This window comes from Herbidospora sp. RD11066, from assembly GCF_054661255.1.
The window spans coordinates 1,289,445-1,311,262 of the sequence record NZ_BAAGDO010000001.1; the positions used below are offsets into that span (position 1 = coordinate 1,289,445).

Below are 21,818 nucleotides of genomic sequence, written 5' to 3' on the forward strand. Positions count from 1 at the left end.
AATGGCTGACGTTCGCGAGGCCTTCTACCGGGTGCTGCGCCACCACGGCGTGAAGGCGGTCTTCGGTAACCCGGGCTCCAACGAGCTGTCCTTCCTGACGGGCCTCCCGGCCGACCTTCCCTACTACCTGGCGCTCCAGGAAGGCGCCGCCATCGCGATGGCCGACGGATTCGCCCAGGCCGGCGGCACGACCGCCTTCGTGAACCTGCACGCCGCCTCCGGCACCGGCAACGCCATGGGCTGCCTCACCAACGCGGCCGCGAGCCACACCCCGATGGTCGTGCTGGCCGGGCAGCAGGCCCGCCGCTACGTCCCCGTCGAGGCCATGCTGACCAACACCGACCCCACGAAGCTGGCAGATCCGCTGGTCAAGTGGTCGGGCGAGCCCCTGCGCCCCCAAGACGGCCCCGCCCTGCTCTCCACCGCGCTCCTGCTCGCCCGGAGCTCACCGCGTGGTGTGGTCTACCTGTCCGTTCCGCTGGACGATTGGGGCCAGCCCGCCGACGAGCCCGCGCTGACCCACCTGCTCGACCGGAGCGTCGACGGTGTCTCGCTCGTCCACGACCTCGACTCCGTCGTGACCGCGCTGAACGAGGCGTCGAGCCCCGTGCTGGTCCTGGGCCCCGGCGCCGACACCGAAGCGGGCTTCGAGGCCGCCGTCGCGCTGGCCGACAAGATCGGCCTCCCGGTCTGGACCGCCCCGAGCGCCCCGAGGGCGCCGTTCCCGACCCGCCACCCGGGTTACCAGGGCGTTCTCCCGTCGGGAGTGGGCGCGGTGGCCGAGAAGCTCCAGGGCCACGACGTCGTGCTCTGCGTCGGCGCGCCCGTCTTCCGCTACCACGCCCCCAGTCAGGCCGACTTCCTGCCCAGCGGAGTCCGCCTGTACGCCGTCACCGACGACCCCGCCGAGGCCGCCCGCGCTCCGATGGGCGTCTTCCTCGTCGGCGACCCGACCGACGCCCTGGTCAGGCTGGTCGCGATGGTGGGCAGGAGCGACCGCCCGCTGCCCAGGAGCCACTTCCTGCCCGAGGCCGAGCCGTTCACCGCCGAGGCCATCCTCGACGCCGTCGACCAGGGCAAACCCGCCAACGCGATGATCGCCTTCGAGTGGACGTCGGCCGACCTGCTGCGCGACCGCCTCACCATCACCCGCCCGAAGTCCCTGTTCTACCCGGCGGCGGGCGGCCTCGGCTGGGGCCTCCCGGCCGCGATCGGCCTGTCGCTGGGCCGTCCCGACCGCCCGGTGATCGCCCTGATCGGCGACGGCGCGATGCACTACACCCCGGCCGCCCTGTGGACCGCCGCCCGCCACCACGTGCCGGTCACCTTCGTGATCTGCGCCAACCACCGCTATCGCGCGCTGGAGGAGTTCGCCGACCTGATGGAGGTCCCGCACGGCGACTACCTCGACATCGGTGGCATCGACCCGCTCGCCGTCGCCCGCGGTTACGGCCTGGAGACCCACCACGCCGACACGCTCAAGGACCTCACCGAGTTCGTCCACGAGGGCGCCCACGCGGAGGAACCGCGGCTCGTGCTCGTCGACCAGCGTTGATCTTGGGGGAGAAGTGCCGAAAACACTCCTGGCCATCGCGATGATCCTCACGACCGCAGCCGTCCCGGCTCACGCGGAGCGGCAGCGGGAGTGCCCGGTCGTGCCCACCGTCGTCCTCATCCACGGCGCCTGGGCCGGGGCGTCGAGCTGGCAGGCCCAGGTCACCGACCTCCAGCGGGCCGGATATCCGGTGCGCGCGATCGGCAACCCGCTGCGCGACCTGACGACCGACTCCGAGACCGTGCGCGACTTCCTGGACACGATCAAGGGCCCGATCGTCCTGGTCGGCCACTCCTACGGCGGCTCGGTGATCACCAACGCCGCCACGGGCAACGAGAACGTGAAGGCGCTCGTGTACGTCGACGCCGCCGCCCCCGACACCGGCGAGACCACCGCGGAGCTCAGCGGCACGGGCTCGGCCCTCGGGGCGAACGGGGCCACCCTCTACGACCAGGTCGGCTCCGACCTCTACCTGAAGCAGGACGTCTTCCAGAACTCCTTCGCCCAGGACCTGCCGAAGGTCCAGTCGGCCGTGCTCTGGGCCGAACAGCGGGCCGCCGCCACGGCGGCGTTCACGACCCCGTCGGGCGAACCGGCCTGGAAGACGATCCCGTCGTGGTACTTCATCGCGACCGGAGACAAGATCATCGTCCCGGAGTCGCAGCGGGCCATGGCCAAGCGGGCCAAGTCGAAGGTCACCGAGTTCAAGGGCGGCTCCCACCTGGCTCTGGTCTCCCACCCCGAGGCCGTGAGCCACGTGATCGAAGACGCGATCTGCTCGCTTCGCTGATCACGTACAGGAGAACCGCGACGACCGCCCACACGGCCAGCGCGCCGACCAGCGTGAGCCAGGTCGGCAGGCGGGTCGCGAACATCCACACGCAGGCGGCGAACGCGACCAGGCCGCACGCTCCGAAGACCGCGCCCATGGCGTCTTTGGCGGCCGGGCCGCGCTTGTGCTCCTCCTCTTCGATGAGGGTGAGCGTGGCGCCGAGGATGGCCGGGAACCCGAGCCAGACGCCGCCCGCGAGGGTGCCCCACCTCTCGCCGACGAGCCCGGCGATCACCGAGATGAGCGCGCCGAACGCGAACCTGATGCCCAGGTCACGGGGGCGGGTGTGGCGCAGCCGCGAGGCCTTGAACCGCACCTTCACGAGATCACCGTCCAGCCCAGCCCGGCGACGGCCGCCCACAGGATCAGCGCCCACGCCGACCCCTTGAGCGCGCCGAACCGGCGGACCAGCGGCACCGCCAGGGCGCAGTAGGCGACCAGCGCCAGCGCGCCGACGACCATGCCGAGCCCCGACTGGCTCAGCGCGTGGCCGCCCCTGCTCAGCGCGGTGACCGTCATGCCGCCGACGGCCACGGCCGGGGCGGCGGCGAAGATCCCGGCGAAGCGCTTCGGCGAGGTCGCCTCACCGAGCAGGGCGAAGCCCATCACGAGCACGCCCCCGAACACCCCCCGGGCCACGATCAACCACACGTCGTTCATGGAAGATCGTTGCCCACTGGGTGACCAGGTGATACGCGTTCACCTGCGGCTGGTCGACTCCCGCACCACCAGTTCGGGTTCGACCGTGCGGCGTTCGGTGGTGTCGAGGCCGACCATGCGGTCGAGCAGGAGCTGGAACGCCTGGCGGCCCAGAGTGGCGAAGTTCTGCCGGACCGTGGTCAGCGGCGGCCAGAAGTGCGCCGCCTCCGGCACGTCGTCGTAGCCGACCACGCTGACGTCTTCGGGCACGCGGCGCCCGCCCTCGCGGAAGGCCCTGATCAGGCCCAGCGCCATGGGGTCGTTGGCCACGAACACCGCCGTCACCGACGGGTCGCGCGAGAGCCGTTTGCCCTGTTCGTAGCCACTGTTGGCGGACCAGTCGCCGACCAGCGGCGGTGGCGCCTCGCGGTCGCGCAGGGCGTGTTTCCAGCCCTGGATGCGGTGGTAGCCGTCGATCCAGTTGACCGGCCCGCTCAGGTGGTAGACGGTCTCGTGGCCCAGGTCGAGCAGGTGCCGGGTGGCCCGGAACGCGCCCGAGTGGTGGTCGACCGCGACCGCAGGGATGGCCAGGCGCTCGCCGCCGCCGACGTCGACCACGGGCAGGTCGGGTGGCAGGTCGCGCAGGCCCTCGACGGCCGACTCGTGGGGCGCGATCACGATCACGCCGTCGACCGACTGCTGCCTGAGCCGGTCGACGCCCTCGGCGATCGACCGCCGGGTCATCGTGCCGAGGCTGGCGATGTTGACCAGGTAGTCGTGTTCGCGCGCGGCGCGTTCGATGGCGTAGAGGGTGGAGGCCGGGCCGTAGAGGGTCGTGTCGAAACTGACCACGCCGAGGACGCCCGAGCGGCCCGTCACCAGGGAACGGGCCGCGAAGTTGGGTCGGTAGCCGAGCTCCTGAACCGCCGCGAGCACCCGAGCGCGGGTCTCCGGGCGCACCTTCTCGGGAGCGTTGAGGACGCGGGAGACCGTCATCGCCGACACTCCCGCGAGGCCGGCGACGTCTTCGAGAACGGCCGCTTTGGTGCGCTCGGCCGGCCCGCCGCCGGAAGTTGTCGTCATAGTGTCCAAGCGTAGGACCTATCGGGCCGCTCGCCGCTTCGCCCACACGTCGAATGCCACCGCCACCAGCAGAACAACGCCCTTGACAAGCATCACGCGCTCGCTCGGAGACCCGATGAGCGACATGCCGTTGTTGATCACACCCATGATCAGGCCGCCGGTGATCGCTCCCACGACCTTCCCGACCCCGCCCTGCACCGCCGCGCCGCCGATGAACGCCGCCGCGATCGCGTCGAGCTCGAAGGTGTTGCCCGCGGTGGGCCCGGCCTGGTTGAGCCGTCCGGCGAAGATCACCCCGGCCAGCGCGGCCAGCACGCCCATGTTCACGAACAGCCAGAACACGACCTGCTTGACCTTGATGCCCGACAGCACCGCCGCCTGGAGGTTGCCGCCGATCGCGTAGATCTGCCGCCCGAACACCGCCCGGGTCGTGATCAGTGAGTAGGCCAGCACGAGCAGCGTCAGCAGCACCAGCACCCACGGCAGGTTCCGGAACCGGGCGAGCTGGACCACCACGAACAGGATCACCGCCGCCGCTGTGACGATCTTCAGCAGGAAGACCGGCAGCGGATCGACCGCCTGGCGGTAGCCGAGCCGGGCGGCCCTGGTCCGCCACTGCGACAGCGCCATGCCCCCGACCGCGAGCACCCCGATGAGCAGCGAGAACAGGTCGGCCCCGCCGAGCACCCCGAGCCCGATGTTGCCGAGGTAGCCGTCGGTGAACCCGTTCGAGAGCGTCCTGACCGGGTCGGGGAACGGCCCGATGCCCTGGTTGCCCAGCACGGTCAGCGTCAGCGCCCGGAACAGCAGCATCCCGGCCAGCGTGACGATGAAGGCCGGGATCCCGAAATAGGCGATCCAGTAGCCCTGCCAGGCCCCGATGATCCCGCCCGCGATGAGCGTGAGCAGCAGCGCGACCGGCCACGGCACGCCGTAGTCGACCATGAGCACGGCCGCGATCGCCCCGGTGACGGCCACGACCGACCCGACGGACAGGTCGATGTGCCCGGCGATGATGATCAGGATCATCCCGATGGACAAGATCAGAATGTACGAGTTCTGGACGATGAGGTTGGAGATGTTCTGCGGCTGGAGCAGCGCGCCCTCGGTGAGCACCGTGAAGAGCACGACGATCAGCGCGAACGCGATGTAGATCCCGCTCTGCCGGATGTTGAGCGAGACCCCGAAGATCGTGGTCCGCGCCGGGCCGGCCGGGGGCGGCCCGGCGGGGGCGGTCGGCGCGTCAGCGGGCGAAACGCTGCTCATCGGAACTCCAGGCGGGGGCCTCGGGAATATGTGGCGGTCATGCGGTCGGGTCCTTGCTGGTCACATGGGTCATGAGCGTCATCAGGCGTTCCTGGGTGGCCTCGTGCCGGGGGAGTTCGCCCGTGATGCGGCCCGCCGACAGGGCGTAGATGCGGTCGCAGAGGCCGAGCAGCTCCGGGAGCTCCGACGAGATGACCAGGACGGCCTTCCCCGCGTCGGCCAGCCGGTTGATGATCGAGTAGATCTCGTACTTCGCGCCGACGTCGATGCCCCGGGTCGGTTCGTCGAGGATCAGCACGTCGGCGTCGGTGAAGATCCACTTGGACAGGACGACCTTCTGCTGGTTGCCGCCGCTCAGCTTGCCCGTCACGCTCAGCACGCTCGGGGCCTTGATGTTCATGTCACGGCGGTAGCCCTCGGCGACGCGGTACTCCTCGTTGTCGTCGACCCAGCCCCTCTTCGCGAGGCGGCTCAGGTCGGCGGCGGAGATGTTGCGCTTGACGTCCTCGATGAGGTTCAGGCCGTAGCGTTTGCGGTCTTCGGTCGCGTAGGCGATGCCGTTGCTGATCGCGTCGCGGACGGTCTTGATCTCCACGAGGCGGCCGTCGCGGTAGATGCGGCCGGAGATGTCGACGCCGTACGACCGGCCGAAGACGCTCATCGCGAGCTCCGTCCGGCCCGCGCCCATGAGCCCCGCGAGGCCGACGATCTCGCCGTGGCGTACCGACAAAGAGGCTTTCGACACCACGAGCCGGTCGGCGGAGTGCACGGTCCAGTCCTCGATGCGGAACGCCTCGTCGCCGATCGACGGTTCGTGCGGCGGGAAGCGGTGTTCCAGGTCGCGGCCGACCATGAGGGAGATGATGCGGTCCTCCGTCACGTCGCCCGCGCGCATGTCGAGGGTGTCGATCGTGTGGCCGTCGCGCAGGATGGTCACCCGGTCGGCGATGGCGGCGATCTCGTTGAGCTTGTGCGAGATGATGACGCAGGTGATGCCCTCGGCGCGCAGGCCCCGGAGCAGGTCGAGCAGGTGGGTGGAGTCCTCGTCGTTGAGGGCGGCGGTGGGTTCGTCCAGAATCAGGAGCTTGACCTCTTTGGACAGCGCCTTGGCGATCTCGACGAGCTGCTGCTTGCCGACCCCGATGTCCGAGACGGTGGTGACGGGGTTCTCCCGCAGGCCGACCCGGTCGAGCAGCTCCTTCGCCTCGTGGTTGGTGCGGTTCCAGTCGATGAGGCCACGCCGCGAGCGCTCGTTGCCGAGGAAGATGTTCTCGGCGATCGACAGCTGCGGGCAGAGCGCCAGCTCCTGGTGGATGATGACGATGCCGAGCTGCTCGCTGTCGCGGATGCCGCCGAAACGGCACTCGCGCTCGTCGAAGGTGATCTCGCCGTCGTAGGAGCCGTGCGGGTAGACGCCCGACAGCACCTTCATCAGCGTCGACTTCCCGGCGCCGTTCTCGCCGCAGATCGCGTGGATCTCGCCCCGGCGCACGGACAGGTTCACGTCCTGAAGCGCCCGTACGCCGGGGAAGGTCTTGGTGATCTCCCGCATGCGCAGGATGTCGGCGGTCATTGCAGTTCGGAGGCCTCGTAGTAGCCGGAGTCGACGAGCGTCTGGGTGTTGGACTTGTCGACGATCACCGGTTCGAGCAGGTACGACGGGACGACCTTGTTGCCGTTGTCGTAGTCGGTGGTGTTGTTGACCTCGGGGGTCTGGCCCTTGAGCAGGGCGTCGGTCATCTTCACCGTCACGTCGGCGAGCTGGCGGGTGTCCTTGTAGATCGTCGAGTACTGCTCGTCCGCGATGATCGACTTCACCGAGGCGAGCTCGGCGTCCTGCCCGGTCACGATCGGGTAGGGCTGGTCGGAGGTCCCGTAGCCGTTCGACTTCAGCGCCGACAGGATCCCGATCGACAGTCCGTCGTAAGGGGACAGCACGCCGTCGACGTGGTCGCCGCCGCTGTAGGTCTTGGTGAGGATGTCCTCCATGCGCTTCTGCGCCGTGGCCGGGTCCCAGCGCAGGATCGCGACCGTCGAGAAATCGGTCTGCCCGCTCTTCACGGACAGGACCTTCTTGTCGATGTACGGCTGGAGCACCGACATCGCGCCGTTGAAGAAGAACGTCGCGTTGTTGTCGTCGGGCGACCCGGCGAACAGCTCGACGTTGAGCGGGCCCTTGGTGGAGTCGTCCACCTTGAGGCCCTTGAGCAGGGACGTCGCCTGCTGCACGCCGACCTTGAAGTTGTCGAAGGTGGCGTAGTAGCCGACATTGGGGGAGTTGCGGATCAGCCGGTCGTAGGCGATGACCGGGATCTTCTTGTCCGCCGCCTCCTGGAGCTGCGTGGTGATCGCGGTGCCGTCGATCGAGGCGACGATCAGCAGCTTGGCGCCCTTGGTGATCTGGTTCTCGATCTGGTTGATCTGGGTGGGGATGTCGTTCTCGGCGTACTGGAGGTCGACCTGGTAGCCGAGCTTCTCCAGCCCCGCCTTCACGTTGTCGCCGTCCGAGATCCAGCGTTCGGACGACTTGGTGGGCATCGTCACCCCGACCAGGGCACCGGCGTTACCGGCGGCGGCCGACTGGGACGCCTCCACGTCGACGGTCTTCTCGGTGGAACCGCACGCGGCCAACGCGAGAGCCAGGACGAGGGTGGCGGTGATTCGGGGGAATCTCACGTCCTTCATGGTCTGACTGTTATCGCTAACACGAATCGTGTCAACCGGTTCAGTAAGATCCGCTGACCCTTGATCGTCGCGGCGACTGCTGTTACAACCGGGCGAACCCCCTGAGAAATGCGGTGTTCCGCTTGCAGCAGTCGATCCTCACCACCGTCGCGCTCCCCGCCGCGCTCGCCCTCATCATGTTCGGCCTCGGCCTGTCGCTGACCTGGCAGGACTTCGCCAACGTGGCCTCCCGGCCCAAGGCCGTCGTGATCGCCCTGGTCGCGCAGGTGCTCATCCTGCCCGCGCTCTGCTTCGGGCTGGTCGTCCTGTTCGACCTCGAACCCCTCCTGGCGGTCGGCATGATGCTGCTCGCCGCCTCACCCGGCGGCACCACCGCCAACCTCTACAGCCACCTGTTCGGCGGCGACGTCGCCCTGAACGTGACCCTCACGGCGGTCAACTCGGTGCTGGCCGCGTTCACCCTCCCGCTCGTGGTCAACCTGTCGATCGGCCACTTCGTCGAGGGCGGGAGCGAACTCGGGCTCCAGGCCGACAAGGTCATCCAGGTCTTCGCGCTGGTCCTGATCCCGGTCGTGATCGGCATGCTGGTGCGCCGCTGGAAGTCGGGCTTCGCCGAGCGGGCCGACAGACCGGTCAGGATCGCCTCGGCCGTCGTGCTGGCGATCGTGATCGTCGGCGCGATCGTCCAGGAACGCGAGCGCCTCCTCGACCACCTCGCCGGAGTGGGCGCCGTGGCGGTGCTGTTCTCGGCCCTCAGCCTGACGATCGGCTACTGGCTGCCCCGGCTGTTCCGCGTCGAGCGCCGCCAGGCCATCGCGTCGGGCATGGAGATCGGCATCCACAACAGCACCCTGGCCATCACGATCGCGCTCAGCCCGTCGCTGCTCAACAACTCGACGATGGCCGTGCCCCCCGCGGTGTACGGAGTGCTGATGTTCGCGACAACATTGATCTTCGGTTATCTGGTCAGGGGTTGGTCCAGATCCGAGCCAGCGTCGCCGGAAAAGGGATGACCTCCGGCTCCGACAGCAGCTCCCGCAGCCGCCGGTCGAACTCCGGCAGCCGCTCGCCGAAGCGGTGGCGGGTGGACGTCGACATCGAGTAGATCTCGGCGATCCGGGTCTCCGGATCGCGCGTCAGCGTCCCCTCGGTGCGCAGGGTCAGCCGTTTCGGCCCCTGCCACCCCGCTTCGGCCAGGATCTCCTCCTCGTCGCCGAGCTTCGGCAGCCGGTAGGCGCCGAGGAACTCGGCGATCAGCTCCTTGACCTGCTGCGGAATGCGGGCCGGACGGTGGATCTCGGAGACCAGCACCAGATGGCCACCCCGGCGGACGAAGCCCCGCAGCCGGGCGGCCATCAGCGGCCGGTCGGTCCAGTGGAACGACCGCCCGAACACGACCGCGTCGAGCTCGCCCGGCTCGAACGCCAGATCCTCGGCCCGCGCCCGCAGCCACGTGATCGAGGGGTCCCGCCGGCGCCCCCTGGCCAGCATGTCGGGATCGGGATCGACGCCGATCACCCGGCCGCAGTAGGGCGCCAGCCCGACCGCGAGCAGGCCCGGACCGCAGCCGATGTCGGCCAGCACCGACTCGGGGCCGAGACCGAGGTCCTTGGCGAGGGCCTCGGGCAGCTGCGCGGCGTAGGGGAGGCGGCCGAGTTCGTAGTAGTCGGCCGCGCCTTTGAACAGATCGTCGTCTCTCGGGGGCACGTCGCGCTCCTTCCGGTCGGAGATCCAGTCCATCACAATCGGTCCATGACACATGAAGTACGCGGAGTGGTGGCCCGGGCCAAAGGCGCCCCGGTGACGTTGGAGACGATTCTCGTGCCCGACCCGGGCCCGGGTGAGGCCCTGGTCCGGGTGGAGGCGTGCGGCGTCTGCCACACCGACCTGCACTACCGGGAAGGCGCGATCAACGACGACTTCCCGTTCCTGCTCGGCCACGAGGCCGCCGGGATCGTCGAGGCGGTCGGCGAAGGGGTCACCGAGGTCGAGCCGGGTGACTTCGTCATCCTCAACTGGCGCGCCGTCTGCGGGCAGTGCCGCGCCTGTCTGCGCGGACGTCCCTGGTACTGCTTCAACACCCACAACGCCACGCAGAAGATGACCCTGGCCGACGGGACACCGCTGTCCCCGGCGCTGGGCATCGGCGCGTTCGCCGACAAGACGCTCGTCGCCGCCGGGCAGTGCACCAAGGTCGACCCGTCCGCAGGCGCGGCGGTCGCCGGGCTGCTGGGCTGCGGGGTCATGGCGGGCTTCGGCGCGGCCATGAACACCGGCAACGTCGGCCGGGGCGACTCGGTCGCGGTCATCGGCGCGGGCGGGGTCGGCATCGCGGCGGTCATGGGCGCCCGGCTGGCCGGCGCGGCGAAGATCATCGCGGTCGACATCGACGGGCGCAAGCTCGAATGGGCGAAGAACCTGGGCGCGACCCACACGGTCGACTCCTCGTCGGCCGACGCCGTCGAGGCGATCCGCGAGCTGACCGGCGGGCACGGCGCCGACGTCGTGATCGACGCCGTGGGCATCCCGAAGACGTACGAGCAGGCCTTCTACGCCCGTGACCTGGCCGGGACCGTGGTCCTCGTCGGCGTGCCGTCGCCGGAGATGAAGCTGGAACTGCCGCTGCTCGACGTGTTCGGGCGCGGTGGCTCGCTCAAGTCGTCGTGGTACGGCGACTGCCTGCCCTCGCGCGACTTCCCGATGCTGATCGACCTGCACCTCCAGGGGCGCATCGACCTGGCGGCGTTCGTGTCGGAGACCATCCCGCTCGACGGGGTCGAGGGCGCGTTCGAGAAGATGCACCACGGTGAGGTGCTGCGGTCCGTGGTGGTCTGGAAGTGACCCGTATCGATCACGCGGTGACGTCGGGGACGTTCAGCCTCGACGGGCAGACCTTCGACGTCGACAACAACGTCTGGGTCCTCGGCGACGACGAGGAGTGCGTCGTCTTCGACGCGCCCCATGACGTCGACGCGATCCTGAAGGTGGTCGGCGGCCGCCGGGTCAAGGCCATCCTGGCCACCCACGCCCACGACGACCACGTGCGCCAGGCTCCCGCGCTGGCCGAGGCGACCGGCGCCCCGATCCTGCTGCACCCCGCCGACCTGCCGGTGTGGGAGCTCACCCACCCCGACCGGGCTCCCGACGGCGAACTGGCCGACGGCCAGACGATCGAGGTCGGCGGCACGACCCTGACGGTCCTGCACACCCCGGGCCACGCACCCGGCGCCTGCTGCTTCCACGCCCCCGACCTGGGCGTCGTCTTCACGGGCGACACCCTGTTCCAGGGCGGTCCCGGCGCGACCGGGCGGTCGTTCTCCGACCACGACACGATCGTGGCCTCGATCGGGGCGAGGCTGCTCACCTTGCCGCCCGAGACGGTCGTGAAAACGGGCCACGGCCCGGACACCACGATCGCGGCCGAAAGCTGATGCGTCACGCCTTCTCGCGCGCCGACCCGCGCGAGAAGGCGCTCACCGTTCCCATGCGCCGCCTACGCAGGTGACACCCCTCGCCGCACCGGCGCCGCCAAGACGAACCTGCGCTCAAGACGAACCGGCACCGAGGTGAGCCCCGACTGACGCGGCCCCCGCACGCACGAGCAGCTTTAAGCCACCGCGGCCCCGACGCCCACGATGGCCAAGAGCAGGCCGGCCGCCGTCAGTACCGCGCCGGCGATGGCCGCGAACCGGCGGCCCGGCAGGCCCGCCCAGTACATGAGCACGTAGGGCAGGTAGCCCAGCCCGCCGAGCCCCACCCCGACCAGGGCCAGCGCCGCCAACACGCCCTTCGTCCCGGTCGGTTCGGCCCGGTCGCCCGCAGGGGTCAGCTGGGCTCGCTCGACGTCGCCCGCGTTCGAGTCGGGGGAGGCGTCGACCGGGATCGCCGGGCCGCCCGTGTCGGGCTGGAAGGAGCCCTTGCAGTCGTACCGGCCCTGACCGAGCTTTTCGCACGACACCACGGTCAGCAGGCCCGGTGTGCCGATCTGGCCGGTGGCGAGTTGCAGCGACGGCACCGCGAAGTAGACGGGTGTGGCGCAGACGATCAGCCACAGCACGATCAGGATGATTTTCCCCAGGGGGCCGGGACCCCTGCGGCCAGGGGTGACTCCGGTGAACACATCGGTGAACTCGCTCATATCGCCCATCGTGGCGGACTCGACTTGGGGTTCGCTTGTAACGCTCTGTGCCACAGAAAGTATGATCTTGACGTCCCGGAACATTTTCCGTACAGGGAGCCGAAATGGCCGACGACTTAACGAACCCGCGCGCCGACTACGCGGCCAAGCTGAACACCAATGTGCCGCACGCCGCGCGCATCTGGAACTACTGGATGGGCGGCAAGGACAACTACGCCGCCGACCGCCAGGCGGGTGACGCGGTCGCGTCGGTCTACCCCGACATCGTGACGATGGCCAAGCAGTCGCGGAAGTTCCTCATCCGCGCCGTCGGCTGGGTCGCCGAGCAGGGCGGCGTCAAGCAGTTCCTCGACATCGGCACCGGCCTGCCGACCATGCAGAACACCCACGAGGTCGCCCAGGGCGTGCACCCCGACGCGCGGATCGTCTACGTCGACAACGACCCGATGGTGCTGGTGCACGCCCGCGCGCTGCTGGTCAACACGACCCCGCAGGGCGTCACGACCTACGTCGAGGCCGACTACCACGACCCCGAGCTGATCATCTCCGACGCGAAGAACGTGCTCGACTTCACCCAGCCGATCTGCGTCATGTTCATGGGCGTGCTCGGCTACGTCGAGAAGCTCGACGAGCTCAAGTCGATCGTCGACCGGGTCATGAACGAGGTCCCGTCGGGCAGCTACATGATCTTCTGGGACAGCACCGAGGGCGACGAGATCGGCGACGGCGCCGACAAGCTGGTCGAATCGGGCGGCGTGCCCTACTACCTGCGCAGCGTCGAGGAACTGAAGTCGGTCTTCGACGGCCTCGAGTTCGTCGAGCCCGGCCTGGTCCCGCTGTCGCAGTGGCACCCCAACCTCTACGAACGCCCCATCGACTCCTACGGCGCCGTCGCGCGGAAGCCGTAGCGTTCGATTTCAGGCACCGTCGCGCGCGGGCCTCAGCTTCGAAGCGGCGGCCGGACCGGGCCGGCCGCCGTCTTCACAAGCCCTGACTTCCGTTACGGCTCCCGCCTGAGGTCAGGCGATCCACGGCCTGAAGCCGAATCAGTCGTCATCGTTGTCGTCGTCGGCCGGTTCCTGCACGATCGAACCCTTGGCGGCGTCGACGTACACCTCCTTGACGACCCCGTCGGTACCGGCGACCTCGATCTCCCACGTCGTGCCCTCCAGGTCGGACGAGACGACCCAGCCCCCTGCGACCTGCCCGAGCGCGGTGCGCTGCGCGGCGTCGACCAGCACGGCCGGGCGGGTGGTGGGCGCCTGGTCGGGGGTGTCCTCGCTGTCGGCCGAGGCGATCCCGACCCCGGCCACGCCCGCGGCCAGGGCGGCGGCGAGCACGCCGGTGGCGATGACGGTCTTCCTGCGCATATCGGTTCTCCTTCTGGTGTCGTTCCGTTCCTCCACCATCGGAGAGCGCGCCCTATCGGCGCCCTGCCGATTCCCTAACGAATCCCCAAGTCCGCGACCACCTCCGCGCCGACCGCCCCGTTCCGCACCCGCAGTTCGCCACCCGACTCCTCGGCGGTCCGCCGGGCGATGTCCAGCCCCAGCCCGGTCGACCCGGCCCCGCTGGCCCCCCGTTCGACCAGGTCACGACCGAACCCGGGCCCCTCGTCGGCGACCGTCAGCACCGCGCCGCCGGGGCGGGCGGTCAGCTCGACCGTGAAGGGCGTGCCTTCGGGGGTGTGCGCGAACACGTTCTCCAGCAGCAGGTCGACGAGCGCGGCGAGGTCTTCGGCGCGGACCGGGACGGGCAGGGGTCCCGGCGCAAGCCGTACAGAACGAGGGCGGTTCTGGTCGTCGGCCAGCGCCGACCAGAACGCGACCCGCTCGGCCACCACGAGCGCCGCGTCGCAGGCCGGGCCGGGTTCCGCGCCCGAGCGGCGGGCCTCGGTGATGACCTGGGTGACCATGCGCTCGACCCCGGCCACCGCCGCGCCCACCCGGGCGGCGTCCTCCCGGTCGCGCATCGCGTCGACCTCCAGCCGCAGCGCCGTCACGGGAGTGCGCAGCCGGTGGGACAGATCGGCGACCGACTCGCGCTCGCGCCGCAGCAGGCCGTCGATCCGGCCGGCGAGCTGGTTGAGCGCCGCGCCGACGTCGCGGACCTCCGGCGGGCCGCCGGGCGTCACCCGCGCGGCCAGATCTCCACCGCCCAGCCGCCGGGCCACGCCCGCCGCGTCGGCCACCGGGCCGATCAGCGACCGGGCCAGCCGGTCGGCGACCAGCGCCCCCACGGCCAGCAGCGCCAGCCCCATCAGGCCGAGCACCAGCCAGGTCCGGGTCACGCCCTCGCGCAGCCGCTCGGGGGAGACCAGCGCCCTGACCACCGTCGTGCCGTCGCCCTGCACCGCCACCAGCACCTCGCGCCCTTGCGGCGTGTCGACGGTCAGGCTCCGGCCGAGCTCCGCCAGCCGCACGCCCGGCCCCCTGGCGGCGGGCGCGCCGACGAACCGGTCGCCGGGCAGGAACACGGTCACGGGCACGTCGGCCTGCGCGATCGCGGCGGCCAGCGCGTCGCGGTCGCCCAACGCGGCCGTCGCGGCGACCGAACCGGCCCACGCCGCCGCCGTGGCGGTGGCGCGTTCGGCGGCCAGCGCCTGCACCAGCACGGCCAGCGGGACCAGGAACGCCACCAGCACCAGCGAGGTCGTCGCCAGCGCCAGCGACGCCAGCCGCCGCCTCACCGGGTCGGGTCGACGATCTTCACGCCGACCCCGTGCACGGCGTGCAGGTAGCGCGGGGTCTGCGCGGTCTCGCCGAGCTTGCGCCGCAGCCACGACAGGTGCACGTCGACCGTCTTGTCGCCGCCGCCGTAGGCCATCCGCCAGATCTCCGCCAGCAGTTCGCGTTTCTGCACCACCTGCCCGGCGCGGGCGGCGAGGTGGTGCAGCAGGTCGAACTCCTTCGGCGTCAGGTCGAGCCGCCGCCCGTCGAGCGTGGCCTCCCGCGCCGCCGGTTCCACCCGCAGCCCGCCCACGACGATCACCTCGGGTTCGCCCTGCTCCCGGCCGCGCCGCAGCACCGCGCGCACCCGCGCGTCGAGCTGGGCCGCGCCGAACGGTTTCACGAGGTAGTCGTCGGCGCCCGCGTCGAGCGCCTTCACGATCTCCGGCTCGGCGTCCCTGGCTGTCGCCACGATCACCGGGACCGCGCTGACCGCCCGTAACATCCGCAGCACCTCACACCCGTCGACGTCGGGCAGCCCGAGGTCGAGCACCACGAGATCGGGCCTGTCCTCCAGCGCCCGGGTCAGCCCCGCCATGCCCTGCGGCGCCGAGCTGACGGCGTGCCCCAGACCGGTGAGCGCCCGCGTGAGGGCCGATCTGACCTGGGGGTCGTCCTCGACGAGAAGCAGGTGTGCCATCCGACCGCCTTTCCGGGGTAGTCCCTGCCCAGTTCCCTCGGAAAGGCGGACGATGCGCGCAGCGGGATGGGCCGGATGGCTGCTGGCCGCGGCCTGCGCCACGAGCGTGGGCGTCTGGGCGGTCTCCCTCATCGCGCCCGGTGACGTATTGAGCCAGGCGGAGGCGGAGAGGATCCTGGTCACCGCCTCGGCGCTGCCCCCACCGCCACCGGGCGTGACCCTGCGGGCCGGAGGCAGCTTCGCCTACGAGGAGGGGTCGGTCACCGCCGCCTGCTCGGGCGGCCGGGCCGTGCTGCTGTCGTGGACCCCGGGCCAGGGCCACGGCGTGGAGGACGTCGAACGCGGCCCGGCCCCCTCGGCCTCGGTGACCTTCGAGTCGGACGACGACCGCACGACCACCGTGACGGTCCGCTGCCCCGGACCGGTCGCGTCGGTGAGCCGGGGCACCGACGACTAGCCGGCCGCGCGCCGGAACCTCGTCGCGAGGCGGTCGAACGCCGCCGCGAGCTCGGCTCCGTCGATCACCTCGAGGTCGACGTCGAGCTGGGCCAGCCACAGCGCGAGCCGGTGGGGGTCGTCGGAACCCAGCTCGACCCGGCACGTGGTCGTGTCGACCGCCTCGATGTCGACCGGGATGCGGATCTTCGCGGCGACCTCGGCGGCGGGTGCGTACACGAGGATGCGGGCGCGGTACTTCCAGGTCCCTCTGCTGACGCGTTCGACGACGTACTCGACGACGTCGTCCGCCGGGAGCGCGCGCGGCCGGAACCGGGCACCCGTCGGCGGGCGCGGTGCCATGCGGTCGACCCGGAAGACCCGCCAGTCGTCGCGGTCGAGGTCCCACGCCAGTAGGTACCAGAGCGTTCCCCAGGTCACCAGCCGCTGCGGTTCGATGTGCCGGGCCTCTTCGTCGCCGCCGGGCTTGGTGTAGCCGAAGCGGAGCCGTTCACGGCCGCGGATCGCGGCGGCGACCGCGCCGAGCACCGAGAGGTCGAGCGGACGCCCGGCCCCCGGAACGACGCTCGTCGCCTCGCGGACCGCCTCGACGCGACGGCGCAGGCGCGAGGGCAGCACCTGCTCCAGCTTCGCGAGCGCGGTGAGCGAGGTCTCCTCGACGCCGAGCCGCTGGGTCGCCACCGCGCCCAGCCCGACCGCGACGGCCACGGCCTCGTCGTCGTCGAGCAGGAGCGGGGGCATCGCCGTTCCGGCGGCCAGCCGGTAGCCGCCCGCGACGCCGGGGCGCGCGTCGACGGGGTAGCCGATCGACCGCAGCCTGCCGATGTCGGCCCGGACGGTCCGCGTGCTCACGCCGAGGCGGTCGGCGAGTTCGGAGCTCGTCCAGTCGCGTTTGAGCTGGAGCAGGGACAGCAGTTCGAGCAGGCGGGTCGAGGTTTCCAGCATGTTCCCCATCCTGCCGCCGATCGCGGAAGCAAACCTTCCGCATTGCCTGGAACCGTCTCCGCCATGAGACCTTTCCGCATCGACATCCCGCAGGCCGACCTCGACGACCTGCGCCACCGCCTGACCCACACCCGCCGGCCGATCGCCGTGCCGGGCCGGGACGACCGCGCCGACTTCAGCCGCGGCATCCCGCAGGCCTACCTGGACGAGCTCGCCGACTACTGGCGCGACGGCTTCGACTGGCGGGAGCAGGAGGCGAAGCTCAACGCCTACGACCAGTTCACCACGGTCGTCGACGGCCAGACGTTCCACATCGTCCACGTGCGGTCGGCGAACCCGGAGGCCACCCCGCTGATGCTCAACCACGGCTGGCCGGGGTCGTTCGTCGAATACCAGCGGCTCATCCCGCTGCTCACCGACGACTTCCACGTGGTCATCCCGTCGCCGCCCGGCTTCGGCTTCTCCACCCCGCTGTCGTCGACCGGCTGGGAACTGGCCCGGACGACGGAGGCCTTCGCCGAGATCATGACGCGGCTCGGCTACGAGAGGTTCGCGGCCCACGGCACCGACATGGGCTCTGGCACGGTCGGCCGCCTGGCGGCGCTCTATCCGGAGCGCGTCATCGGCACCCACATCGGCGCCGACCCCCTGCTGCTCGGGCTGGTCGGCGTCAAGTTCCCCTACCCCGACGACCTGTCCGACGACGAGATCGCCCAGATCACGGCGGTGCGCGCCGAGGCCGCGGCCGACCACGGGTATCTCCTGATGCAGAACCACCGTCCCGACACGATCGGCGCGGCGCTCACCGACTCACCGGTCGGCCAGCTCGCGTGGATCGCCGAGAAGTTCAAGACCAGGCGCCGCGGCGACCTCCGGACGCCCGACGAGTCGGTCGACCGCGACCAGCTCCTCACGAACATCAGCCTCTACTGGTTCACCCGCAGCGGTGAGTCGAGCGCGCAGTTCTACTGGGAGTCCGAGCACTCCGGGGTCGACATCCTCATGGGCTTCGGCGTGCCGACCGGATGGGCCGTGTTCGACACCCACCCGCTCCTGCGCCGCACGATGGACCCGGACAAGGCGATCGGCCACTGGAGCGAGTTCGCCGAGGGAGGTCACTTCCCGGCGATGGAGGAGCCGGAGCTGCTCGCCGACGACATCCGCACCTTCTTCCGCACGATCTAGCGGGCCGTCCAGATGAGGCGCATGTCGGGGAACACCTCGTCGGGGCCGTCGGCGATGATCCTGGTCCGCTTGCCGGTGAGGTCGTACAGCATGACCTCGAACCTCTCCTTGCCGCGCCGGCTCACCAGGACGTGCTCGCCGTCGAGCCAGCCGTCGACGCTCAGCCCTTCGGCCAGGGCGAACCGGCTGCGTTCTTCGCCGGTGAGGGCGTCGAGCACGCAGACCCGGCCGTCGTCGCAGCCGGTCAGCAGGGCGCCGTCGCGGGTGGCGTAGAGGTCGCCGGTGTCCTTCAGCTCTCTGACGACCTCGCCGGTGAGGGAGTAGATCGTGGTCGTGCCGCCGGTCTCGCGGGCGAGCGTGCCGCTCTCCGGCCCCCAGCGGAACGGCTCAGAACCGGGCACCGCGAGGTCCTCGGCAACCGAGACCCCGGTGACCGGGTCGACGACGACGAAGCCGGTGGCGGGGGAGTCCGCCTCGCTCCCCCTGACGGTCATCAGCAGCCGCGTGCCGTCGGCCGACCAGACGGGCGTCCGGCCCAGCGCGGGCCGGGCGACCGTCTTCACCTCACGGGTCGTGCCGGTCAGCCGGTCGGTGAACCTGACGAAGTCGGAATCGGGGGCCAGCACCCGGTTCCCCGGCAGGATCGCCACGAACCGGCCGCCGGGGGAGACCAGCGGGTCGGCCAGGTTGCCGATGGAGGTGAACTCCCCGGTGGCGGGGTCGCGGACATAGCTCGCTTCGCCGTCGCCCCGGGAGTCCTCATAGGAGGAGACCCAGAGCCCGTCGTCGGGGTTCTCGTGCAGCGTGATGCCGAGCGACTCGATCTCCACGTCGACCGTGGAGGTCGCGGCCATCGGCCTCGCCACGACCGGCGCGACGGCCGGAGGAGGCGCGGGCTTCGGCGCGGGCGGTTCCGGCCGGGTCACCACCACGGCCACGGTCACCGCGACCGCGGCCCCGATCGCGACCGCGGGCCACCACCTCCTGCTCCCGGACCGGGCCGGGGCTTCCTGCGGGGGGAGGGTCTGCTCCCCGAGCAGCCGCATCAGCGCCGCCTGCGCCGTCGGCCGGGCCGCCGGGTCCTTGTCCAGGCAGGCCGTCACCAGGTCGCGCAGCTCTCCGTCGAGTTCGCCCAGTTCCGGTTCCCGGTTGAGGATGCGGTTGATGACGGCGGGCACGGGTCCGGTCCCGAACGGCGGCCGTCCGGTCGCCGCGCACACGATCGTCGACCCCCACGCGAACAGATCGGACGGTGGCCCCGCCGGGCCGCCCCTGAACTGCTCGGGGGCCATGTAGGGCGGCGTACCGACGACATCGGAAGCGGTCGAGTCGCCCAGCTGGGCGATGCCGAAGTCGATCACGCGCGGCCCGTCGCGCCCGAGCAGCACGTTGGCGGGTTTGAAGTCGCGGTGCACCACCCCGGCCCGGTGGATCGCCGCGAGCGCCGTCATCGTCCCGATGGCCAGCCGCCCCAGTTCGGCGCCCTTCATCGGCCCGCGTTCGGCCAGCGCGAAGGCCAGGCTGGGCCCCTCGACGTACTCGCTGACGATGTAGGGCGACCCGTCGGCCACGCCGGTCTCCAGCACCTGCGCGGTGCAGAAGGTGCGCACCCGGCGGACCATCTCCGATTCGGCCAGGAACGCCCCGACGTCGCCGCCGCGCAGCACCTTGACCGCGACCTGCTCCCCGGAGGGCGATTCGCCCAGGTAGACGACCCCCTGGCCGCCGGATCCGAGCTGCCCCACGATCCGGTGGCCGCCGATCATCATGGGAGTACGCCGAAGCGGAAGAAGGCGCTCTCCTTCTCCTGCTCGACGGTCACCAGTACCCGTTCGACCGCGCCGAGCAGGTCCATGACCCGGAGTTCGTAGCCCTTCTTGGTCGGCACCCGCACGAGGAAGTGGCGGTCGGTGAACCACCCCTGCCAGAAGGCGTCCTTCGGGGTCGGCACCGTCGCCACCCGGGCGCCGGACCCCATGTCCCAGACGCAGATGTCGTCGGAGTTCGGGCAGAGCGTGGCCAGGCTCTTGCCCGACGGGCTGAACCAGCTCCGGTCGCGGGGGATGCCCACCCAGTGGAGCGTCCGGATCACCAGGCCCTTGGTGTCGTAGATCTCGATGCCGCGGCTGCGGCCGTCGGTGTAACCGTGCGCGACCTGGCCGTCGGGGGTGAACGAGAACGGGAAGTTCTCCGCGCTGGTGTACTCGGTCTCCACGAAGCTCGCCGTCCGCGCGTTGACGTCGACGACGACGAACCCGACCGTGCGTTCCTCTTTCGAGTCCTCAACCGTGAGCAGGACCTTCGTCCCGTCGCGCGACCAGTTCGGCACGAGCGTCTGGAGCGGTTTTTGCACCGTGTTCACGGTGAACTCGGCACTGGTCGCGAGGTCGCGGATGGTGACGTGGTCGTAGTCGGAGTTCAGGTATTTGATCCACGGGCTGGTCACCACCCGTTTCCCGTCGGGCGACACCACGGGCTCCACCCCGCGCCCGACCTCCGTCACCGTGCCGTCGGCGCGCCGGACGTACGCGGCGAACGGGTCGTCGAGCTGCAGGTAGCTGTTCAGCCGCACCGGGTCGTCGGGGCTCTCGTGCAGCACGATCGGGGTGCCGGGGATCTTGACCTCGGTCGTCTTCTCGGGCACCGAGTCGAGCTCCACCGAGACGGTCGCCGCCGTCGTCACCGAGGGCTGCGCCATCGGCACACGCACGACCTCGACCCGGGGCGGCACGGCGAGGAACACCACGAGCCCCGCGACCACCGCCCCCGCCAGGAACGCCGCGCCGAGCCGCCACGGAGGCCGGCGCCGCCGCGTCACCGGCGGCACCACCCGCCCGGTGACCTGTAACAGCGACTCCTCACCGATGAGACGTAACAGCACGTCGCTGGCGACCGGCCGGTCGACGGGCCGCTTGGCCAGGCAGGCCGACAGGACGGCCCGCAGGTCGGCGTCGATCCCGCCGAGATCCGGCGGGTCGTGCAGCACCCGGTTGACCGTCGTCGCGACCGAGTCTCCGGCGAACGGATCGCGCCCGGTGGCCGCGAACACCATCGTCGCCGCCCACGCGAACACGTCGGCCGGGGCACCCGCCTCCGCGTCGGTGAACTCCTCGGGTGCCCGGTAGGCGGGCTTCCCCACGTGCCGCGTCACCGTGGTCTCGGAGCTGCGCAGCGCCTCGTTCAATCCGAAATCGGCCACTCGGGGACCGTCGGGCCCGAGCACGACCGTCCCGGGCCGGATGTCGCCGTGCAGCACCCCCGCCTGGTGGATGGCGACGACCGCGCTCATGGTCCCCACCGCGAGCCGGTGCAGCGCCGCCCCGCTCAGAACCCCGTTTTCTTGTACGGCTTCCGCCAAAGTGGGGCCGTCCACATGTTCGGAGACCACGAAGGGCCGATCGCCGAGCGTCCCGCTCCCCAGAACCTGCGCGACGCAGAAGGCGGGCACCCCTTTGAGCGGCCCGACCGCGGCCGTGACCCTCTCCGGCTCCGCGACGGCCGCCAGCAGCCGGATGACGACCGGCGTCCCGTGTGGATCGGTGGCCAGGTAGGCGTCCTCCGGCCCCGGCTCGTCGATCTTTCCGGTGATCCGGTATTCCCCGACGACGGTGGGATCGTCGGGCCCCAGCGGAACGGCGCGCCCCATGCGGACATTATGGGCGCAT

At 70.8% G+C, this 21,818-nt stretch carries 22 protein-coding genes; 8 read left to right on the forward strand and 14 right to left on the reverse strand.

Annotated elements, in window-relative coordinates:
• The first annotated feature begins 1 nt into the window (after position 1).
• Both mdlC and ACYQ78_RS05775 read left to right on the forward strand, forming a co-directional pair.
• Positions 2–1,555, forward strand: coding sequence for a benzoylformate decarboxylase (gene mdlC, locus ACYQ78_RS05770; protein WP_459799617.1), 1,554 nt, complete (start codon positions 2–4; stop codon positions 1,553–1,555).
• Between the two features lie 13 nt (positions 1,556–1,568).
• A complete protein-coding gene (locus ACYQ78_RS05775) occupies positions 1,569–2,345 on the forward strand; it encodes an alpha/beta hydrolase (RefSeq protein ID WP_459799618.1) in 777 nt (258 codons plus the stop codon).
• On the opposite strand, the gene ACYQ78_RS05780 is transcribed toward ACYQ78_RS05775, so the two are convergent.
• The 6 genes from ACYQ78_RS05780 to chvE are packed head-to-tail and all read right to left on the reverse strand — an operon-like array spanning position 2,260 to position 8,060.
• On the reverse strand, positions 2,260–2,709 hold the full coding sequence (locus ACYQ78_RS05780; protein ID WP_459799619.1) for a DUF3147 family protein: 450 nt from the start codon (positions 2,707–2,709) through the stop codon (positions 2,260–2,262). The two genes, ACYQ78_RS05775 and ACYQ78_RS05780, sit on opposite strands and share 86 nt — an antisense overlap.
• Entirely contained in the window at positions 2,706–3,047 is a 342-nt protein-coding gene (locus ACYQ78_RS05785; RefSeq protein ID WP_459799620.1) for a DUF3147 family protein, read from the reverse strand. Before ACYQ78_RS05785 ends, ACYQ78_RS05780 begins: the two co-directional genes overlap by 4 nt.
• 39 nt (positions 3,048–3,086) lie before the next feature.
• A complete protein-coding gene (locus ACYQ78_RS05790; RefSeq protein ID WP_459799621.1) occupies positions 3,087–4,109 on the reverse strand; it encodes a LacI family DNA-binding transcriptional regulator in 1,023 nt (340 codons plus the stop codon).
• Positions 4,110–4,127: 18 nt separating this feature from the next.
• A complete protein-coding gene (mmsB, locus tag ACYQ78_RS05795; RefSeq protein ID WP_459799622.1) occupies positions 4,128–5,375 on the reverse strand; it encodes a multiple monosaccharide ABC transporter permease in 1,248 nt (415 codons plus the stop codon).
• Positions 5,376–5,412: 37 nt separating this feature from the next.
• Positions 5,413–6,948: a multiple monosaccharide ABC transporter ATP-binding protein gene (mmsA, locus tag ACYQ78_RS05800; RefSeq protein ID WP_459799623.1), complete on the reverse strand. Its 1,536-nt coding sequence runs from the start codon at positions 6,946–6,948 to the stop codon at positions 5,413–5,415.
• Positions 6,945–8,060 (reverse strand): multiple monosaccharide ABC transporter substrate-binding protein, encoded by a 1,116-nt coding sequence (gene chvE / locus ACYQ78_RS05805; protein ID WP_459799624.1) that lies wholly within the window; start codon positions 8,058–8,060, stop codon positions 6,945–6,947. Before chvE ends, mmsA begins: the two co-directional genes overlap by 4 nt.
• Before the next feature lie 113 nt (positions 8,061–8,173).
• On the opposite strand from chvE, the gene ACYQ78_RS05810 reads away from it, so the two are divergent.
• Positions 8,174–9,073: a bile acid:sodium symporter family protein gene (locus ACYQ78_RS05810; RefSeq protein ID WP_459799625.1), complete on the forward strand. Its 900-nt coding sequence runs from the start codon at positions 8,174–8,176 to the stop codon at positions 9,071–9,073.
• On the opposite strand, the gene ACYQ78_RS05815 is transcribed toward ACYQ78_RS05810, so the two are convergent.
• The gene (locus ACYQ78_RS05815) at positions 9,027–9,800 is read right to left on the reverse strand and encodes a class I SAM-dependent methyltransferase (RefSeq protein WP_459799626.1); all 774 of its coding nucleotides are present in this window, start codon (positions 9,798–9,800) and stop codon (positions 9,027–9,029) included. The two genes, ACYQ78_RS05810 and ACYQ78_RS05815, sit on opposite strands and share 47 nt — an antisense overlap.
• 12 nt (positions 9,801–9,812) lie before the next feature.
• Here ACYQ78_RS05815 and ACYQ78_RS05820 point away from each other — a divergent pair, with 12 nt between their 5' ends.
• Together ACYQ78_RS05820 and ACYQ78_RS05825 are read left to right on the forward strand one after the other, a co-directional pair.
• Positions 9,813–10,901, forward strand: a complete 1,089-nt coding sequence (locus tag ACYQ78_RS05820) for an S-(hydroxymethyl)mycothiol dehydrogenase (RefSeq protein ID WP_459799627.1) — start codon at positions 9,813–9,815, stop codon at positions 10,899–10,901.
• Between the two features lie 5 nt (positions 10,902–10,906).
• Complete coding sequence (locus tag ACYQ78_RS05825) at positions 10,907–11,491, forward strand: MBL fold metallo-hydrolase (protein WP_459799757.1); 585 nt, start codon at positions 10,907–10,909, stop codon at positions 11,489–11,491.
• A gap of 176 nt (positions 11,492–11,667) precedes the next feature.
• Here the strand turns inward: ACYQ78_RS05825 and ACYQ78_RS05830 are convergent, their stop codons facing one another.
• Positions 11,668–12,198: a hypothetical protein gene (locus tag ACYQ78_RS05830; protein WP_459799628.1), complete on the reverse strand. Its 531-nt coding sequence runs from the start codon at positions 12,196–12,198 to the stop codon at positions 11,668–11,670.
• Between the two features lie 104 nt (positions 12,199–12,302).
• On the opposite strand from ACYQ78_RS05830, the gene ACYQ78_RS05835 reads away from it, so the two are divergent.
• A complete protein-coding gene (locus tag ACYQ78_RS05835; RefSeq protein ID WP_459799629.1) occupies positions 12,303–13,106 on the forward strand; it encodes an SAM-dependent methyltransferase in 804 nt (267 codons plus the stop codon).
• A 138-nt stretch (positions 13,107–13,244) separates the two neighbouring features.
• Here ACYQ78_RS05835 and ACYQ78_RS05840 read toward each other — a convergent pair whose 3' ends face one another.
• The 3 genes from ACYQ78_RS05840 to ACYQ78_RS05850 all read right to left on the reverse strand — a co-directional run bounded on the left by ACYQ78_RS05840 (position 13,245) and on the right by ACYQ78_RS05850 (position 15,567).
• Positions 13,245–13,568: a PepSY domain-containing protein gene (locus tag ACYQ78_RS05840; RefSeq protein WP_459799630.1), complete on the reverse strand. Its 324-nt coding sequence runs from the start codon at positions 13,566–13,568 to the stop codon at positions 13,245–13,247.
• 74 nt (positions 13,569–13,642) lie between these two features.
• Complete coding sequence (locus ACYQ78_RS05845) at positions 13,643–14,887, reverse strand: sensor histidine kinase (protein WP_459799631.1); 1,245 nt, start codon at positions 14,885–14,887, stop codon at positions 13,643–13,645.
• Positions 14,884–15,567 carry a response regulator transcription factor gene (locus ACYQ78_RS05850; protein WP_459799632.1) on the reverse strand — a complete coding sequence of 228 codons (684 nt, stop codon included), beginning with the start codon at positions 15,565–15,567 and terminating at the stop codon, positions 14,884–14,886. Before ACYQ78_RS05850 ends, ACYQ78_RS05845 begins: the two co-directional genes overlap by 4 nt.
• A gap of 52 nt (positions 15,568–15,619) precedes the next feature.
• Here ACYQ78_RS05850 and ACYQ78_RS05855 point away from each other — a divergent pair, with 52 nt between their 5' ends.
• The gene (locus ACYQ78_RS05855; protein WP_459799633.1) at positions 15,620–16,024 is read left to right on the forward strand and encodes a hypothetical protein; all 405 of its coding nucleotides are present in this window, start codon (positions 15,620–15,622) and stop codon (positions 16,022–16,024) included.
• On the opposite strand, the gene ACYQ78_RS05860 is transcribed toward ACYQ78_RS05855, so the two are convergent.
• On the reverse strand, positions 16,021–16,968 hold the full coding sequence (locus ACYQ78_RS05860; RefSeq protein ID WP_459799634.1) for a helix-turn-helix transcriptional regulator: 948 nt from the start codon (positions 16,966–16,968) through the stop codon (positions 16,021–16,023). The genes ACYQ78_RS05855 and ACYQ78_RS05860 overlap by 4 nt on opposite strands.
• A gap of 63 nt (positions 16,969–17,031) precedes the next feature.
• Here ACYQ78_RS05860 and ACYQ78_RS05865 point away from each other — a divergent pair, with 63 nt between their 5' ends.
• Entirely contained in the window at positions 17,032–18,153 is a 1,122-nt protein-coding gene (locus ACYQ78_RS05865; protein ID WP_459799635.1) for an epoxide hydrolase family protein, read from the forward strand.
• Here ACYQ78_RS05865 and ACYQ78_RS05870 read toward each other — a convergent pair.
• Entirely contained in the window at positions 18,150–19,922 is a 1,773-nt protein-coding gene (locus tag ACYQ78_RS05870; protein ID WP_459799636.1) for a protein kinase domain-containing protein, read from the reverse strand. The genes ACYQ78_RS05865 and ACYQ78_RS05870 overlap by 4 nt on opposite strands.
• Positions 19,919–21,799, reverse strand: a complete 1,881-nt coding sequence (locus ACYQ78_RS05875; protein WP_459799637.1) for a protein kinase domain-containing protein — start codon at positions 21,797–21,799, stop codon at positions 19,919–19,921. Before ACYQ78_RS05875 ends, ACYQ78_RS05870 begins: the two co-directional genes overlap by 4 nt.
• Positions 21,800–21,818: the final 19 nt, after the last annotated feature.